The organism is Streptomyces acidicola (genome assembly GCF_009377235.1).
Taxonomy (GTDB): Bacteria; Actinomycetota; Actinomycetes; order Streptomycetales; family Streptomycetaceae; genus Streptomyces; species Streptomyces acidicola.
Genome location: NZ_VMNX01000005.1, coordinates 1 through 15,320, shown reverse-complemented (window position 1 = coordinate 15,320; position 15,320 = coordinate 1). Strand labels below are relative to the sequence as shown.

Below are 15,320 nucleotides of genomic sequence, written 5' to 3'. Positions count from 1 at the left end.
GTCGTCAACGGAGCGTCGCTCGCGTTCAGTTGATCGTCAGGGGGAGCTGTGGCAGGGCGGGATCTTCGCACGTTGTTCAGCTCCAACGACCGGAGCATCGCCGCCAGCGAGGCGTTCACGAACCGGCAGGCACAGTGGCAGGCCTTAACGGCCGGCCTCGCCGAGCACATACGGCACGTGCCCCGTGCGGACTTCGACGTGGAGGACCTGGAAGCTCCCCGCCACAACATCCTCGTGTTCCACGGTGTGGGCGGGATCGGCAAGTCCACGCTCTCCCGAAAGATCGAGGCATCGCTGGCCCGCAGCGAGCACCGCCCGGCGCAATGGGAATCGCCATCCCACCCCGAAGAGCGGACCCTGCCAGTTCGTATCGATCTCGCGCGCGCCGCGGGTATGGATTTCGAGCGCGTCATCCTCACCATCCGTCTTGCCGTCGCCGCGCTCGGCCGGCCACTGCCCGCCTTCGACCTCGCCCTGCGCCGCTACTGGGAGCACAACCACCCGGGCGAACCGATCGAGGACTACCTGCGCCGGGGCGGGCTGCTGAGCCGCTTCAGCGCCGCTGCCGCCCTGCCGCAGCAGATGCAGTCCGCCCTCAGCGATGTCGCCCAGGCTCTGCTCCTGCCCGGCACAGTCGGCAGTGCGCTCGGGCACGGGGCCGGAGCGCTCATCAAGGCGTTACGCGAACGGCGCCAGTCTGTACGCGCCCTCGCCGGCTGCTCACGCCTGGCCGACCTCCTGGAGGCCGAGCCCGACCTGGAAGCCCTGAGCTTCTACCCGCACCTCCTCGCCTGGGACCTGGCCCAAATCCCCGTCGGCAAGAGCGCACTGCCCGTGATCCTGCTGGACACCTTCGAGGACACCGGCGACCGCACGCACCGCGACTTCGAGCGTCTGCTCCAACGCACCGTGTGGTTGATGCCCAACGCGTTCTTCGTCGTCACCGGACGCAACCGCCTCCAGTGGGGAGAGACGAGCCTGGAGGGGCAGGTCGACTGGACCGGGCCGCACGCGTGGCCCGGTCTCGCAGCCGACACGGCACATGTGGGGCGAGCTGTATCGGGCCGTCAGGTCCTGATCGGCGACTTCTCTCCCGAAGACTGTGAGGACTACCTGGTCCGCAGGCTGAGCCGCGACGGGCAGCCGCTGATCGACGAACCGGTCCGCCGGATCATCACCGAGCGCTCGCACGGGTTGCCTCTCTACCTGGATCTGTCGGTCATGCGCTATCTGGAACTCCGGCGCGGCGGCAGACAGCCGCAGGTCACCGACTTCGACCACGACTTTCCCGCCTTGATCGCCCGTACCCTCAGCGACCTGACCGCCGATGAGCGCCACGTGCTCCGCTCGGTCAGCCTGCTCAGCGCGTTCTCCGTACCCCTGGCCACCCAAGCCGCCGGAATGGACCACGACGCGCCCGCCCTACGGCTGACCGAGCGCCCCTTTATCCGGGAGTCCTCCTCCGGTGTGTGGCCCTTCCACGTCCACGACCTGATCCGCTCCGCCATTCGCAACGCAGACGACAGCAGTGACGACCGCTGGTCGGAACAGGACTGGCGGCGCGCAGCCCAACGAGCCTTCCACGCCCTGGAATCACAGTGGCGCCAGGACCTACGACACGATCGCGCCGTCCTGGTCGGCTGTCTTCAGCAAGGACTGCTCCTCGCACGGGACTTCCGTCTCGATCTCGGCTGGCTCGCCGACGCCGCATTCCAGTACGTGGGGGACTCCATCTGGGAACCGCTGGCGCTTCCCGCCGCCGATGCCACGTCATCAGGTGGTCTGCAGACCTCGGCAGATGCCCTGGTCGAAACGCTGAGCGCCATCGCCCGGCGCCAGCACGAGCACCGGGAACGCACGTCCAGTCGGCTCTCGGCTGTCCTCGCCTCGGAGCTGCTCCCCGATGACCTGGTCGAACTGGCCACGTACTACCTGGCGAAGGCCCAGCGAGACCTCGGTCTGACCGACGATTCGCGTCGCGGGATGCAGCGCGTCGCCTCAGCCGGGGGTCGGCTCGCTTCCGCGGCTCGGCGCGGCCTGGCACACCTGAGCCGCCTGTCCGGAGACTTCCCGACCGCGGTCGAAGCCGCGGGGAGACTGGGCTGGGAGGGGAGGCACCATCGGGTGTTGGGAGACGTGTGGTGGGTGCAGGGTGACACGGAGCGAGCGGTAGCCGCCTACCTGGCAGGCCGGAGCGAAGCCGAGGAGCACGGTGTGGTCGGCGAGACCGCCATGGTGCAGGCGCATCTCGCCTTCGCCGTCTCTTTCTCCGATCAGGTTCGGGCCGATGACGAACTCGATCTAGCGGAACGGCTGTTGTCCCACCTCAGCCTGCGCTCCAGCGAGATGACCGCTCGCATCGCCGTGCTCGTACGCGACGCCGGGTTCGCCGCCGACCTGCCCGGCCGGGCGGCCGTACTGCTCGCCGAAATCGGTGTCTCCGGCATTGCCTACGCCGCGGCGAAGCTGCAACTGGCCCTGTGCTTCCACCACGCCGTCCTCGACGCCCAGGACGGCCTCGCCACCGCGATCACCCGCCTGCGCGAACTCACGCAGAGCGGCGACTACGCCTACTACGTCGACATCGCCCACTTCATGGCCGGACTTCCGCTTCCCGAGCACACCGCGCGAGCACGGTGGATCGACGGAGAACAACGGACCCGCGCACGATGGCGCCACCTGGTCACGGCACGTCGCAGTCAACTCGCCACGCCTCGTTAGGCTTTCCCCACACGCGCAGATCGCTGGTCGACGAAGCGCGGCTACGATCGCCGGTCATGGACTGGCTGGAGCGCACCGCAGGGCTGAGGCAGTGGACCAGAAGCGGGACCCGCGCTCCGCACAAGCCGTTGCTGTTGCTGTACGCCCTCGGCCGGTTCCAGCAGGATGCCGCCGGCGAACTGCGCTACAGCGCGGTGGAGGAGGATCTGCAGCGGCTGCTGGCCGAGTACGGTCCGCCGAACAGGACGACTCCGGCCTACCCGTTCCACCACCTGGTGAGCGACGGCGTATGGGAGGTGCGCACCGATCGCGGACCGGGCAGCCCCGGCAGCGGGGTGCGGGAGTTGCGGGCCGCGGGGGCCGCCGGGCGGCTGGCGCCGGAGCTGCGGGCGGCGCTGCGGCGTGAGCCGGAGCTGCTCGGCCGGATGGCACGGGTCCTGCTCGACCTGCACTTCCCGCCTTCGCTCCACGGCGACCTGTGCGAATCCGTCGGCCTGGAGCTGGAGCCGACACAGACCGGACAACTCTCGGCCGCCGTGCGGAGGCGACGGGATCCCCGGATGCGGGAGCAGGTCCTGACGGCCTACGAGTACCAGTGCGCATTCTGCGGCTACGACGGCAGGATCGGCGCGGTGCCGGTCGGGCTGGAGGCCGCGCACGTGCGCTGGTGGGCGTTCGACGGACCGGACGACGTCGACAACGGACTGTGCCTGTGCTCCCTGCACCACAAGCTCTTCGACAAGGGCGTCCTCGGTGTCGGCGACGGCCACCGCATCCTGGTCTCCCAGCGCTTCGTCGGCCACAGCCCAGCCGCCCGCGAACACGTCATCGCGCTCGCCGACCGCCCACTCATCGGACCTCAACCAGGCGCCCACCCCGTCGCCGCGATCCACCGCTCCTGGCACACCAGCCAGGTCTTCCACGGCAGCCCACGCCCCGCCACGGCCGCCTGACCGTCGAATCGTCGACCGCGACCCACTGGTAAGGAGTGCATCGCCACCCGCCGAGGATCCTCCGTCAGATGCCGTTGATCTTTCGGCCGTTACTGCCGACGCCCTGGCTAAAGCTGTCGTGTGCGCAGGATCTCGAAGGTCCTGCGCACACGATGAAGCACCCGTGGAAGACCGAGCCCTTTCGAGGCCCGTTCAGCTGGCCGGAGGGATCCGTTCTGGGGTGCTCAGTTCATCCGCTTCAGGTCCCGGGCGCTCATGCCGAACAGCACATTCGGCTGCTCGTACTTGAAGGTGTAGCCGGCGACGAGAGCGGCCGCGATGAACACACCATTGGTGACGTACCTGCCGGTTGCCCGCTGCATCACGTGTTTCACGGTGTAGCTGCTGACGGTAGGGGTCTTGATCGGCGTGATGTTCTCGCGCAGCCACGCTGCGGTCTCCATCACCATGACCACGCCTCCGGCCAACTCCTCGCGGCCGACCGCGAGTTCGGTCCGACGCTGCTCGGCCGTTTTGCGAAGCGGATTGAAGACGCCGATGCCGAAGGAGTTGAGCCGCGGATGCTGCTGCATCACCTCGGCCAAGGCAGCGATCTGTCGGCGGGCCACCAGATACGGCGTTCCGGTGGTTGCTTGGTGGGCGTGAATCTCAGCCTTGCGGCGACGGCCCCTGGTCATCGTGTGCTCCATCTGGCGGGACGCCCCACGTTCACCCCGCCGCGGATACTTGGATGACCTGGCGGAACGCTGCTACGCGATTCGGGGAACCTTGTCTTCGCCGCCACGATGGACGTGGGCCATCATGACTCGGAGCGGGCAGGCGCGATCTGCCACGCACAGCGTACGCCCCAGGCCAGCCCTATCCCGGCAATTGGGGGAAATCCGCCGACGCCGCTCCAGGACCAGCGTCAAGGCCACCCGGCCACACACGTCGCGCGCTAGACGGGCTCCATTCGAGGCAACCGGACCCGTCTCCCGACCATCAGGCCATCGTCGTGGCGCGAGCGCGCAGCAGCCGATCGAGTACGGCGACCGGCGAGCGAGGGTGCAGGCCACGCCGGGCATCGAGCGCTGCCTCCCACTGATCGGTCAGGCTGGCCTTGAGGCGCTCGCGCATGCCAGGGGTCACGTGGGCGTAGCGGGCCGAGACCGAGCCGTCGATGTGGCCCATACGCTCGTCCATCAGCACCTTCTCGGTGCCGAGGTCTTCCATGTGCGTGCGATGGGAGTGGCGCAGGCCATGCGGGGTGAGTCCTCTGGCGACGGGCAGCCAGCAGGCGTCGGCCCGGCCACGGGCGTTGCGGCCTCGGACCGGGATGCCGGGCCAAGGCTCGCCGAGCAGCGGGACTGGGCGGGCCTCCTGAGGTGCCTTCTTCGGGTACCAGCCGGAGGTGGCCGGCGCGAACAGCCAGGTGGCGAAGCCGTTGCGGCGCCAGTGGGCGGCGTTCTCCGTCGGGACGCCTCCTCGGACGAACTTCAGCTCGGCTATGGCGCGTTCAACCCGGACGCGGGTGTCCTCTCGTACCCGCTCGGGGTGGCTGAGGACATTGGACACAGTGCCGCTGGAAACCTCCGCGCGGCGAGCGACGTCCACGAGCTTGGCGCCCGTGTGCCCACCGGTGCGAGCGGTGCCCTGGCCACGGAACACGTACCTCTTGCCGTGGCAGGCGCACGGCGTCGGCTTCGTACGGGCGATGTGGTCGGCGACCAGGGCCGACAACCAGTCCGTCACGTCGATGCTGCGGTAGCTGTCGTCCTTGGGCGGGCAGCGGATCAGCTCGCCCGAGTCCAGCTCGTACAACTGGTGCTCCACCCGTACGGCGTCAGGTCGTGCGAACTCGGTTTCCAAGCCGACGATTTCGCCCCACCGCATGCCCGTGTATCCCTTGAGGATCACGGCGACGAACTCGTCGTCGCGCCCGGACAGCAGGGCCGCGCGTTCGGCGATGAGCAGCAGGCCGAGCGGATCGGTGATGACCTTCTCGGGTCCCCGGTCACGGGAACGGCCGGCGCGCTTGCCGCGTCCGCGTCGTTTGGTGGCCGGGTTGGCGGCGATGAGGCCCTCATCCACGGCGTCGGCCAGGATGAGGTGGAGCGTCGAGCGCCAGGTCTTGACACTGGATGCGGCGTAGACGGACTTCTCCCGCTTCTCCCAGGTGTCCACGTCTGTGCGGAGAATGCCAGCGAGGGCCTTGTCCTCGAACTCGGGGAGCAAGTGCTCCTCGATGTGGCGCCGGTAGTTCTGCATGGTGGATGCGGCCAGGTCCTGGGCGTCATACCAGCGGCTGGCGTACTCGCCGAAGGTCTCCTGTCCGGCGGACGGGTCGCGCCAGGTGCCGCGCCGGACCTTGGCCTCTTCCTCGTCTGCGGCCTGCTTCGCCTCGCGCTTCGTGGCGAATTTGACCACCGCACCCGTCGGGTCGGCGACGGTGCCGTACTTGCCTTCGCTGGCCTTGTACCTGCCGCGCCAATAACTGCCGCGTTTCTCGGCGAAACCCATGCCTCGTGCTCCCTCCTTCCTGTGGTCTGCCGTGTCGTGCTAGGCCGCAGTGCCGTACTGGGACCTGCGGGGTGGTCGGGCCTGGAGACGTTGCGCGGAGGGCATCGGGGACTGGGGCAGTCGCCCCGTACGCGATGACGTAGTTGTCGGCGCAGGCTGAGGCGTCCGGGGAGGGTTGCGCTGCGCAGACTGCGGGGCCGGCTCTTCGTGGATGCGGATGATCTCGGCGAGGTGTCCGGCGGTGAAGCGGTATGCGCGACCGACCCGCGTGTGCGGGATCAGGCGCCTTCGCGCACAGTCCTTGACCCACCAGGCAGAGCAGCCGAGCGTCTCGGCGATCTCTTCGGGGCGGTAGAGGCGGGGCAAGGATGCTTCGCCCTCAGCCCGGGGAAGCGGGCGTGGGAGAGCAGGTGGCGTTGCGGTGTGGTGCAAGAGGGGTGGGTCCTTACTCGGCTGTGGGATGGGGCGAGCCTCGGCGGGGCGAAGGCGGTTCAGACTGCGCGGAGGCTGGGCAGAAGCGCAGGTGCCGGAACGTGGAGGGCCTCGGCGATCGCGACGAGGTCGTCGACGTCACATCGGCGCTGGGCGCGCTCGATACGGGACAACATGGTGTTGGACATCGGGTGGCCGAGGGCTGTCACACGGTCGGCCAACTGCCTTTGTGACAGGCCGCGTTCGGCGGAGGATTTCGATGGCACGGGCCGCCTGCATTCCTGCCGGCCCGATTTCCAATGAGCGTGGGGGCATGGCTCCAATTGAAAGGCTAGATCGCCGGTTTTGGTAACCGGCGATCGTCGGCTATGTTGCCCTCCGCGCCGTACGCTGCAGAGGGATTTCCGGGGGTCGGGAGGGGGAGCGGACGGATGCGTCGATCGATGCCCTGACGTGCGGTGTTGTGGTGTAGCTTCCCCGTCGGCGGTGCGTCAACGGCTTGCCGATGTGATGCTTCTGGCTTCGCCTGACGGTCCGTTATTTCGGCAGCGGCGGATTCGGGTTTATAATTTTGGGAATGCCTGGCTCGTAGTAAGCGTTCGCCGTCAGCTGTCTGGTTTCTCGGTGGGAATGCTGGACTTGTGCGGCATGGATGTGGCTGTCTTGGCTATACGACGCCACCAGCCCTCCCCCGCGCCTTCGGCCGGGGCGGTGGGCCAACCCCTTCCCTGTGCACCGCCCGACAAGGGCCGACTGCACTCCCATGCCCTGACCTAGGAGCCGCCGCCCGATGAGCTACGACGCCCGCGAATGGGTGTGGGACCACAGCCGCAGCAAGGGCACCGCCCGCATGGTTCTCGCCCTGATCGCCGACCGGTGCCGCGACCGGCGCTGCGTCGCGTACGCGTCCGTGCCCACCCTCATGAAACGCGCCAACGCCTCCCGCACCGCCGTACGCGACGCGCTCGCCAAGCTGATCGCCGACAGTGAGCTGGTGCCGCTCCCCGACCGCAAGGGACCCCGAGGCGAGACCTACTACCGCCTCCCAATCGCCGCCGAATTCCTGGCCGATGAGCGCCGAGAGGGGGACCGGAATCCGGCACCTCAAGGGGGTCGGAATCCGGCCCTCGGGGGGTCTGAATCCGACCCTGCCGAGCCCTTCGAGGGGGGATCGGAATCTGACCCCGGGGAACAGATTCCGACCCCCAGGGGGTACGGATTCCGACCCGAGGGGGGTGCGGATTCCGACCCCCAGAACAGAAGAGAACCGAAGGTGAACGGTAGTAAGAGCAGCAGCAGCTCTGCTCCGCTCATCTCCGCCATCGAGTGGCAGATCGACGCGAGCGCCCGTGCCTGGCTGCAACGCGACGGGCATCTCGATCGGCTCGGCAAGCAGGGCCTGGACGCCGCCGACGCGAAGTGGCGCACCTTCAGGAGCTCGTGGGATCCCCGCACCGCCGAAGCGTGGGCCGCCGACTGGCGTGCGTGGATCGCTCGGGAACGCACCCCCGCCCCCGGCCGCCCGAACCTCTACGCCCTGCCCGGTGGCACACCCGCCCCCGCCTCGTCCACCGGCATGACGCGCTCCGAGGCGCACATGGCCGCCCTGCTCGCCGCCCTCGACGAACCGACCGGAACGGAGTAGACCGCCTTTGGACCGACGCGAAGTCGCCGCCGTCCTCGCCTACATCGGGCGCCTCGACCCCCGCACCATCCCCGCCGGCACGGGCAATGCTCGTGACCAGATCGTCCAGTGGCAGGAACTGCTCGCCGACGTGCCCTTCGCCACCGATCACGGCTGGGACGTCCGCGAGGCAATACGGGCCCACGTGCTCGATTCCCCGTACCCGATCCTCCCGGTGGACGTCGCCCGCAAGTGGCGCGCCTACCGCCGCGACCGTATGGAGCGGCATACCGATCCCACTCCGGACGCTGATCCGGACAACCCCGCCGCCTGGCGCACCGAACTGCTCGGCACCCGGCACGCCGTCGCCACCGGTGTGGCCGCGCCCTCCTCGCACCGACAGCTCGTCCAGGGCCCGGGTCGGGACGTCGAGGCCCGCCTGGCCGTCGTCGGATCGTCCATCCCGCCAGCGGTCCGCGCGGCACTCGCCCCCTACCGGCCCGCGCGGGCCGCCCGCGAGGCTGCCGTCGCGGCCGGACAGCCCGACGCGCTCGGCGTCTCGTGCCGGTGGTGCCACGCCGACAAGGGCGAGCCCTGCCGCAGTCGGCGCCTCGGGCTCGACGGTCACGCCCGGGGCAACGCACCTCGCACGAGGCCGCACCCCACCCGTATGGACCTCGCCGTGGCGGAGCTGGCCCGGCAGGGCATCGCGTGACCGGCGGCTGCCGTATCGGCGCCGGCGCCTGACCAACGTCCTCTCCGCCGCGCCCCGCTCCCGCCCTCACCGCCCGTCGGCGGCGCCGATGCCATGCCCGGTCGGCTTCCTTGGCCTCCCTCATGCCCACCCTGGAGATATCTGACTTGCCCTCCCCCACCCCGATAGCCTCGGCCGCCTTCCCCAGCTCCGACACCCATCGTTCCCGCTACACCCGGCTCCGCACTCGCCTCGACCGCCGCACAGCCGTACGCACCGGGGGCCATCGCGCGAACCGCGGTGCACGCTTCACCCTCGTCGTCGGCCTGATGGCCGTGGTCCTCATGGCTTTCCGAGTCTCCTGGAACGCCTTGTCCGACGTGGCCCGCGCCATCGGCGCCGACCCCACCGCCGCCCTGTTCTACCCGGTCGTGGTCGACGGGCTGATGGCCCTCGCGCTGATCGCCACACTCGTGCTGCCCGATGCCGACCGGAAGTTCGCCCTGCGGGTCCTGGCGGCCTACACGATCGCCAGCCTCCTGCTGAACTACGTGCACGGCCTCACCCCGGCCCTGCACACCATGCCGACCCGGTGGGGCCGACTGACCGACTGGGACCCGGCGAACTGGGCCCTCGTACTGCTGGCGACCTCGCTCCCGGTCGGGTCGATCTACTTCGGGTCGGACCTCGTCGCGAAGGTGCTGCACCACCACCCCGAGTCGGCCGACTCTGCCGAAGCGGTCGGACGGCAAGCCGCACGGTCGGCCTCTGACCAGGCCGAATCGGCACCGAGGCAGCCGACCGAGTCGACCTCCGCAAAGGCTGCCAGGACGCCCGCGCCGAAGCCGACCGAGGCCACCCAGGCGGCCCCCACTACCCGACCGCTCCAATCGTCCGGCGCGGTTGAGTCGACCGGAACCGCCCCGCGCCGTGCGAGACGTCGGGCCCCCGCCACTGCCGAGTCGGCCGCCGACCGCCCCCGCACCGACGACGAAGTCCTCGCCGAGGCCCGACGCCTGACCACCGACTGGAGCGCCGACCAGCTGACCGCACAGAGCCTGCGCACCAAACTACGGATCAGCCAGAACCGCGCCCGCGTCGTGCGTGACCCAGCTGAAGGCCGAACGCACCGACCGGCCGGACCCCGTCGCCCACGACGACATCAAGGCCGAACCTCTCGACGGACCCGACGAAGCCGCCTCCGAACACCAGAGGCATCTCGACGTAGCCCCCGTCGGCGTCGCCTGACCCCCGCAAACGCGCGCACCGCACCGCCCTTCCTCCTCACCCCGTGCCCAGGGCCAGACCAGTCCGGGGCACGGGTTGCGCAGCGCGAAGATCCTGACAACAGCACCCCACGGAGCACCGATCCATGCACGAACCGAACTACCGACTCCCCACACCCCAACCGGAGATGACCACCAGCCTGAACAGCGCAGCAAGTTGTCGGATAAGGAGTCCTTATCCGGCCCCCGCCCTGGAGGGGGCGGAGGCGTCCGGTGCCGAGGCGGCTCCGGAGTCGGCCGGCCCAGGGGGGCCAACCGGGACAGGGGGAGCCGAGCCGTCGTCGAGCGTGCCGCAGCAGCAGTCTGCGCCGCGTCGCCGTCTGCGTGACAAGCAGCTGCGCGAGCGCCGCGTCCACCCTCGCTACAACGACGACGAGTTCGCCCTAATCGTGAATGCCGCCGCGCTGAGCAGCATGGCCCTTGGCGGCTACGTGGCCGAGTGCTCGCTCGCCGCCGCCCGCACCGACGACCCCACCGCAGCCGTCGCTGACTACCGCGCCATGGTCAAGGCGCTGATGGCCGCCAACGGACGGCTCGGCATGATCGGCAACAACCTCAACCAGCTCACATGGCACCTCAACAAGGACGGTGCCTGGCCCCACCCCGACGTCGTCCAGCGGCTCCTGGCGCGCGTCGAGGCATCCATCGCCGAACTGGACACCGCCGTAGCCCAGGTCACTGAAGGGCGGTGAGCGGGTGATACCCAAGATCATCCTCAGCGCCGGCCCGCATGCTACGCGCCGTACGATCGGCTACCTCTTCGGCAAGGGACGGGCCAACGAACACATCGACCCCCACCTGGTGGCCTCCTGGAACGGCTTCGCCCCCGACCCCGGCCGCAGCCCCCACCGCGATCCGAAGGACGCGATGGCCCAGCTCGTCGCACAACTCGACCAGCCCGTGAAGATGCTGGGGGACAAGGCACCCAAAGACACCGTGTGGCACTGCCCCGTCCGCGCCGCCCCCGAGGACCCGATCCTCACCGACGCCCAGTGGGCCGCCATCGCCCGCCGGATCGTGGCCGCCGCCGGCATCGCCCCCAACGGGGACGAGCACGCCTGCCGCTGGGTGGCCGTCCGCCACGCCGACGACCACATCCACATCGCCGCCACCCTCGTACGCCAGGACGGCCGCCGCCCCGACCGCGGCTACGACCAGCGCGCCGTCCAGCGCGAGGCCCGCAAGATCGAAATCGACTACGGGCTCAGGCAGTTGAAGCAGGGGGACGGCACCGGTGCCAAGCGGCCCACCAGCAAGGAACACTTCAAGGCCAAGCGCCTGGGCCAGGACGCCGCCACCCGCGACGTGCTGCGTCTGCGGGTCCGCCGCGCGGTCGCCGCCGCGGCCGACGAGACCGAGTTCTTCGCCCTGCTGGACGCCACCGGCGTGATCGTGCGCCTCAAGCTCGGCCCCTCCGGCGACGCGCTGGGCTGCAACTTCGCCCTGCCAGAAGACACCAACGACCAGGGCGAGCCGGTGTTCTACGCGGGCTCCACCCTCTCCCCCGACCTGTCCCTGCCCAAGATCCGCAAGAGCCTCGCCACCACCAGTACCGAACCGGCCACCGCCCGGCCGGGCAACCCGTGGCACCAGGCCACCGCCGCCGCCGAACGCATCCCCCACCACCTCACCCACGACGACGACCACGCCGCCCAGGGCCAGCTCGTTGCCCTCGGTGCGACGCTGGACCTGCTGCCGGTCGCCGCTCCGGCCGCGCTGAGGGCTGAACTCGAACGCGCCGCAGCCGCCTTCGAGCGAGCCACCCGCTCCCGCATCACCGCCGACCTCGCCAGCACCCGCGCCCTGCGCCGCAGCGTCCAGGCGATCTGGCGCGACCGCCCACAGGACAGTGACGGCACGGGGCTGGCGATGCTCCTCGACGCCGCCCTCACCGCCATGGCGTTCGCCGTGCACTGGCACCGCACCCACCAGCACGCCCAGCAGGAAGCCGCCGCCGCACAGGCACTCGTCCACCTGCAGATCGCGTACGGGCAGGTCACCGAGCCGGTCCTGGCGGGCCTCGCACAACGCACTCCCAGCGACCAGATCAAGCGCCGCTTCGCCCATCACCTCCAGGAGGCGGTCCCGGAGCACGTCGAACGCATCCTCAACGACGCCTCCTGGGACGCACTCGCCACCGTGCTCGCCGAGGCGGAAGCCGCCGGGCACAACGCAGCCACCGTCCTGGACCAGGCCCTCGGACAGCGCACGCTCGACGACGCCCACAGCCCGGCCCGCGCGTTGACCTGGCGCATACGGCGCCTCGGCGAGCGTCACGTCCCCAGCCCCCGCGCCCAGGCCGCCATGGCCCGTAGCACCACACAACGACCCGGAATCCCAGCCGCCCACCCCACGGCCGGCGTTCCGCTCCAGCAGCGGCCTCCAGCACGGCGGCGCTGACCCACGGGTGCGCGGACTGTAGCCGACGATCCCCGGTTACCGAAACCGGAGATCGTCCGGAGCATTTGTGCCTCAACCCCCCGAACTCCCGAAAGGAACCCCCTGCATGGCCCAGACCGAAATCCGCCCCCGCGTCGTCGTCCTCCTCGTTGATGGACCCCTCCCGCCGCGATGAACCCGGTCGCCTGTACCGCCGCGACGGCCGCCCGCTCACCGGCGCCGAGCACGATCTGTTCGCCACCAGCACCTCGGACGAGATAGCCATGGCCGTCGCGCACCGGCTGCCTGATGAGGCCGACTGGATGAGCGAAGGCGACTTGGTGGCAAAGGCCCTCGTCAGCCTGTACATGAAGTACGCGTACCAGCTGCCCGACGACTCCTTGGACAGCGTCTACGACCTCATGATCGACGAGGACTACGCGGAGTTCGAGCGTCTGACCGACCTCCAAAACGCCCTTTACGCACTCGAAGAAGATTGACCGACCACACACCAACAGGCGGCAATTCAGGACTCCTCCCACCGGCCGACACCCTCAGACCACGCACCCTGGCCCGGCACATGCCGAGGGCCCGACCGGAGACACCGGTCGGGCCCTCGGCATGCACGCGAGCTCACATGGTCACACGGGCTTTCGCCACCGCCTCCGCCACGTGGGCATCGACCAGCGCGGGCGAACCCGAGACCACCGCAACCACCATCCCCACACGAACAGCCGTCTGCTTAACGACCTGGCTACGTCCTCCTGCCGTGAAGGTAAGCAGTTGGCCCCACTGCTCGTCACCCAACCTCGGGGCAGGCACCTCGTGGGCGGTGACCGTGACGGCCGTGCTGCCGGCGAAGACCCGGTAGCTGGAGCAGGAGGTCATCGCCTCGAAGATCCGGCTCACGCCACTGGAGAGCTCGGCCGCGGTGCCGCTGTACAACTCCTCAGAGACCTCCGAACCGATGCCGCTTGCGTAGGTGAAGGAGACCTTCGCCCGGCGCGGGAAGTCGAGGCTGCCGCCAGCCACAGCGTCACCGTCGAGTTCCCCCAGCGCGGGACAGCCGGTCACGGTGACGTCAGCGTGCCGACCGGACAGCTCTGCCTTGCGGGCGTAGCCCTCGCCAAGATCGCCCTCGTCCAGAAGCCTCTTTGTCAGTGCGGCCGAGGACAACGGTCCCGCAGCCGGGGCGTTCCCGTCCTCCTGGCGTCCGGAAACGGAAGCGGAGGCGGAGGCGGAAGACGTCGGGTCCGTGGCGCGGGTGCTGCCGTTGGAGCAGGCCGTCAGGACCAGGACGGACACAGTGCCGAGGCAGAGCGCGGCTGTGGTGGGAAAACGCATGTGAAACCCCCATGTTGGTGCGGAGCGAACGATCTGACCAACCCGGCTCTCCGGGGCCGGCAATGTGGAGGGGAAGGGGACAGGGGGGTTTCGTGGGAGTCAGTGGCCGAGATGGCGCAGCCCGTCCTCAAGGGTGGAGTGCCAGTGGTCGGCCGGACCGGAGTGGCGGTTGTACCAAGCCGCGTCCAGCCCCGGCTCCCTCGTCGTATGGCCAGCACGGCAGCGCAGCCACACCGAGTCGTCGCGCAGGCAGAGGACAACCCAGTTCCGGTACGCGCCGCACCCGTGACACTCGCGTACCTCGCCGTCGAGGACGAGCGGCTGGTCCCAGCGCATCATGAACCCGGCGACGTCCTGGCGGGACGGCGCCCGAAATTCCGGCGGCAGGAAGTCTGGGTCCAGCGCCGTGTCTGCGGCGTCATGGGCGGTCGCGGCGGCCGAGCCGGGCGCATCGGGCCAGGGCATTTCGGTGTGCATCTGCAGCAGCACCTGGCCCGCACGCTGAGCGTCACGGAACGCACGGTCGGTGCGAGCACGGCGCCGGAATATTCGGAACATATGGGTCTCCTTCATTGTCATCCGGCGAGTCCGGGGAACAGCCCTCTCAGGGACATCGGCGCTCGGCGAGGAGCCGCACGCCAGCCACCCGCGGGGCGTGGGTCGTCAGCTGCGGCGGACGACCATGAGCCGGCCCTCGGCGTCCTTGGGCAAAGTGCGGCGGGACACCACGGCCGACGAGGCCAGCGAGGAGGCGAAGGCGGCGACCAGATCATGAGGGACGCCGGCGCTGAAACTGGCGCAGCACAGATACGGGGCGCCGAGAACGGGTTCCGTCCACGCCTGCCATCCCATCAAGCCGGGGCGCGGATCGGCGTCCTGGACGAGCGGCGGCTGCAGCCCCAGGGAGAAGGTGGCGGAGAACCCGGGGTCCATGGCGGTGGTGTGGGGACTGTCCAGGTCACGGACCCAGCCCTGGGCGCCAAGCGCGTTCAGGACCGTCTCGGGCCCCTCGTAGCCGATGTCGGGCGCCTCGCGGGTGTCGACCGCAACGAGGAGGTCGGCGAGTGCCTCATACGGGATACCGGCGGTGAAGTACGCGTTCCACGATGTCATCACGGAGTCGGCGTCTGGGCGGGCACTCAGTTGCCAGGCCACGGGCAGCCCGCCCAGTTCGAACGGGTAGGCCGCGAGGACCCACTCGGCACCGCACAGCCCGTCCGGGCTCACGTACAACAGGGTGTCGCGGGAGGTGGGCCACATGCGCCAGCCGAGACCGGTCAGGGCGGACCCGATCTGCTCGGCGAGTACGCCGTCGTCACCAGCCAGGTGCCGAGGGGTGACCCAGTACAACGGCTCCTGCGCGTCGGGGCGGAGGGGGTCGCTGGGGT

The 15,320-nt window shown here is 69.8% G+C and carries 14 protein-coding genes and 1 pseudogene; 8 read left to right on the top strand and 7 right to left on the bottom strand.

The window, feature by feature from the left end; translation table 11 throughout:
• The first annotated feature begins 48 nt into the window (after positions 1 to 48).
• Both FPZ41_RS03335 and FPZ41_RS03330 read left to right on the top strand, forming a co-directional pair.
• Positions 49 to 2,721, top strand: a complete 2,673-nt coding sequence (locus FPZ41_RS03335; RefSeq protein WP_322619776.1) for an ATP/GTP-binding protein — start codon at positions 49 to 51, stop codon at positions 2,719 to 2,721.
• A 56-nt stretch (positions 2,722 to 2,777) separates the two neighbouring features.
• Positions 2,778 to 3,674, top strand: coding sequence for a phosphorothioated DNA-binding restriction endonuclease (locus tag FPZ41_RS03330; RefSeq protein WP_152858942.1), 897 nt, complete (start codon positions 2,778 to 2,780; stop codon positions 3,672 to 3,674).
• 224 nt (positions 3,675 to 3,898) lie between these two features.
• Here the strand turns inward: FPZ41_RS03330 and FPZ41_RS03325 are convergent, their stop codons facing one another.
• The 4 genes and pseudogenes from FPZ41_RS03325 to FPZ41_RS03310 form a co-directional block, all read right to left on the bottom strand.
• On the bottom strand, positions 3,899 to 4,363 hold the full coding sequence (locus tag FPZ41_RS03325; protein WP_228022405.1) for a hypothetical protein: 465 nt from the start codon (positions 4,361 to 4,363) through the stop codon (positions 3,899 to 3,901).
• A 292-nt stretch (positions 4,364 to 4,655) separates the two neighbouring features.
• Entirely contained in the window at positions 4,656 to 6,173 is a 1,518-nt protein-coding gene (locus tag FPZ41_RS03320; protein WP_152858940.1) for a LacI family DNA-binding transcriptional regulator, read from the bottom strand.
• 39 nt (positions 6,174 to 6,212) lie between these two features.
• Positions 6,213 to 6,539: a helix-turn-helix domain-containing protein gene (locus FPZ41_RS47865; protein WP_152858938.1), complete on the bottom strand. Its 327-nt coding sequence runs from the start codon at positions 6,537 to 6,539 to the stop codon at positions 6,213 to 6,215.
• Between the two features lie 125 nt (positions 6,540 to 6,664).
• Positions 6,665 to 6,920: pseudogene (locus tag FPZ41_RS03310) on the bottom strand (helix-turn-helix domain-containing protein).
• Positions 6,921 to 7,395: 475 nt separating this feature from the next.
• Here FPZ41_RS03310 and FPZ41_RS03305 point away from each other — a divergent pair.
• The 6 genes from FPZ41_RS03305 (at position 7,396) to FPZ41_RS03280 (ending at position 13,088) form a co-directional block, all read left to right on the top strand.
• Complete coding sequence (locus tag FPZ41_RS03305; protein WP_152858936.1) at positions 7,396 to 8,250, top strand: helix-turn-helix domain-containing protein; 855 nt, start codon at positions 7,396 to 7,398, stop codon at positions 8,248 to 8,250.
• A gap of 7 nt (positions 8,251 to 8,257) precedes the next feature.
• Positions 8,258 to 8,944 (top strand): zinc finger domain-containing protein, encoded by a 687-nt coding sequence (locus tag FPZ41_RS03300; protein WP_152858934.1) that lies wholly within the window; start codon positions 8,258 to 8,260, stop codon positions 8,942 to 8,944.
• A gap of 146 nt (positions 8,945 to 9,090) precedes the next feature.
• A complete protein-coding gene (locus FPZ41_RS03295) occupies positions 9,091 to 10,341 on the top strand; it encodes a DUF2637 domain-containing protein (protein ID WP_322619775.1) in 1,251 nt (416 codons plus the stop codon).
• 155 nt (positions 10,342 to 10,496) lie between these two features.
• Positions 10,497 to 10,901: a plasmid mobilization protein gene (locus tag FPZ41_RS03290; RefSeq protein WP_322619774.1), complete on the top strand. Its 405-nt coding sequence runs from the start codon at positions 10,497 to 10,499 to the stop codon at positions 10,899 to 10,901.
• A 4-nt stretch (positions 10,902 to 10,905) separates the two neighbouring features.
• Complete coding sequence (locus FPZ41_RS03285; protein ID WP_322619773.1) at positions 10,906 to 12,609, top strand: mobilization protein; 1,704 nt, start codon at positions 10,906 to 10,908, stop codon at positions 12,607 to 12,609.
• 152 nt (positions 12,610 to 12,761) lie between these two features.
• Positions 12,762 to 13,088 (top strand): hypothetical protein, encoded by a 327-nt coding sequence (locus FPZ41_RS03280; protein WP_152858930.1) that lies wholly within the window; start codon positions 12,762 to 12,764, stop codon positions 13,086 to 13,088.
• Between the two features lie 133 nt (positions 13,089 to 13,221).
• On the opposite strand, the gene FPZ41_RS03275 is transcribed toward FPZ41_RS03280, so the two are convergent.
• From FPZ41_RS03275 to FPZ41_RS03265, 3 genes are all read right to left on the bottom strand, one after another.
• Positions 13,222 to 13,932: a hypothetical protein gene (locus FPZ41_RS03275; protein WP_152858928.1), complete on the bottom strand. Its 711-nt coding sequence runs from the start codon at positions 13,930 to 13,932 to the stop codon at positions 13,222 to 13,224.
• Positions 13,933 to 14,031: 99 nt separating this feature from the next.
• On the bottom strand, positions 14,032 to 14,490 hold the full coding sequence (locus tag FPZ41_RS03270) for a hypothetical protein (RefSeq protein ID WP_152858926.1): 459 nt from the start codon (positions 14,488 to 14,490) through the stop codon (positions 14,032 to 14,034).
• Between the two features lie 105 nt (positions 14,491 to 14,595).
• On the bottom strand, positions 14,596 to 15,282 hold the full coding sequence (locus tag FPZ41_RS03265) for a DUF317 domain-containing protein (protein WP_152859052.1): 687 nt from the start codon (positions 15,280 to 15,282) through the stop codon (positions 14,596 to 14,598).
• Positions 15,283 to 15,320 lie beyond the last annotated feature (38 nt).

What these genes read in the sequence shown, in the direction of transcription:
- FPZ41_RS03325 (WP_228022405.1), bottom strand. Translation starts at nt 4,363, where the DNA reads ATGGAGCACACGATGACCAGGGGCCGTCGCCGCAAGGCTGAGATTCAC.
- FPZ41_RS03305 (WP_152858936.1), top strand. Translation starts at nt 7,396, where the DNA reads ATGAGCTACGACGCCCGCGAATGGGTGTGGGACCACAGCCGCAGCAAG.
- FPZ41_RS03275 (WP_152858928.1), bottom strand. Translation starts at nt 13,932, where the DNA reads ATGCGTTTTCCCACCACAGCCGCGCTCTGCCTCGGCACTGTGTCCGTC.
- FPZ41_RS03330 (WP_152858942.1), top strand. Translation starts at nt 2,778, where the DNA reads ATGGACTGGCTGGAGCGCACCGCAGGGCTGAGGCAGTGGACCAGAAGC.
- FPZ41_RS03280 (WP_152858930.1), top strand. Translation starts at nt 12,762, where the DNA reads ATGGACCCCTCCCGCCGCGATGAACCCGGTCGCCTGTACCGCCGCGAC.
- FPZ41_RS03320 (WP_152858940.1), bottom strand. Translation starts at nt 6,173, where the DNA reads ATGGGTTTCGCCGAGAAACGCGGCAGTTATTGGCGCGGCAGGTACAAG.
- FPZ41_RS03270 (WP_152858926.1), bottom strand. Translation starts at nt 14,490, where the DNA reads ATGTTCCGAATATTCCGGCGCCGTGCTCGCACCGACCGTGCGTTCCGT.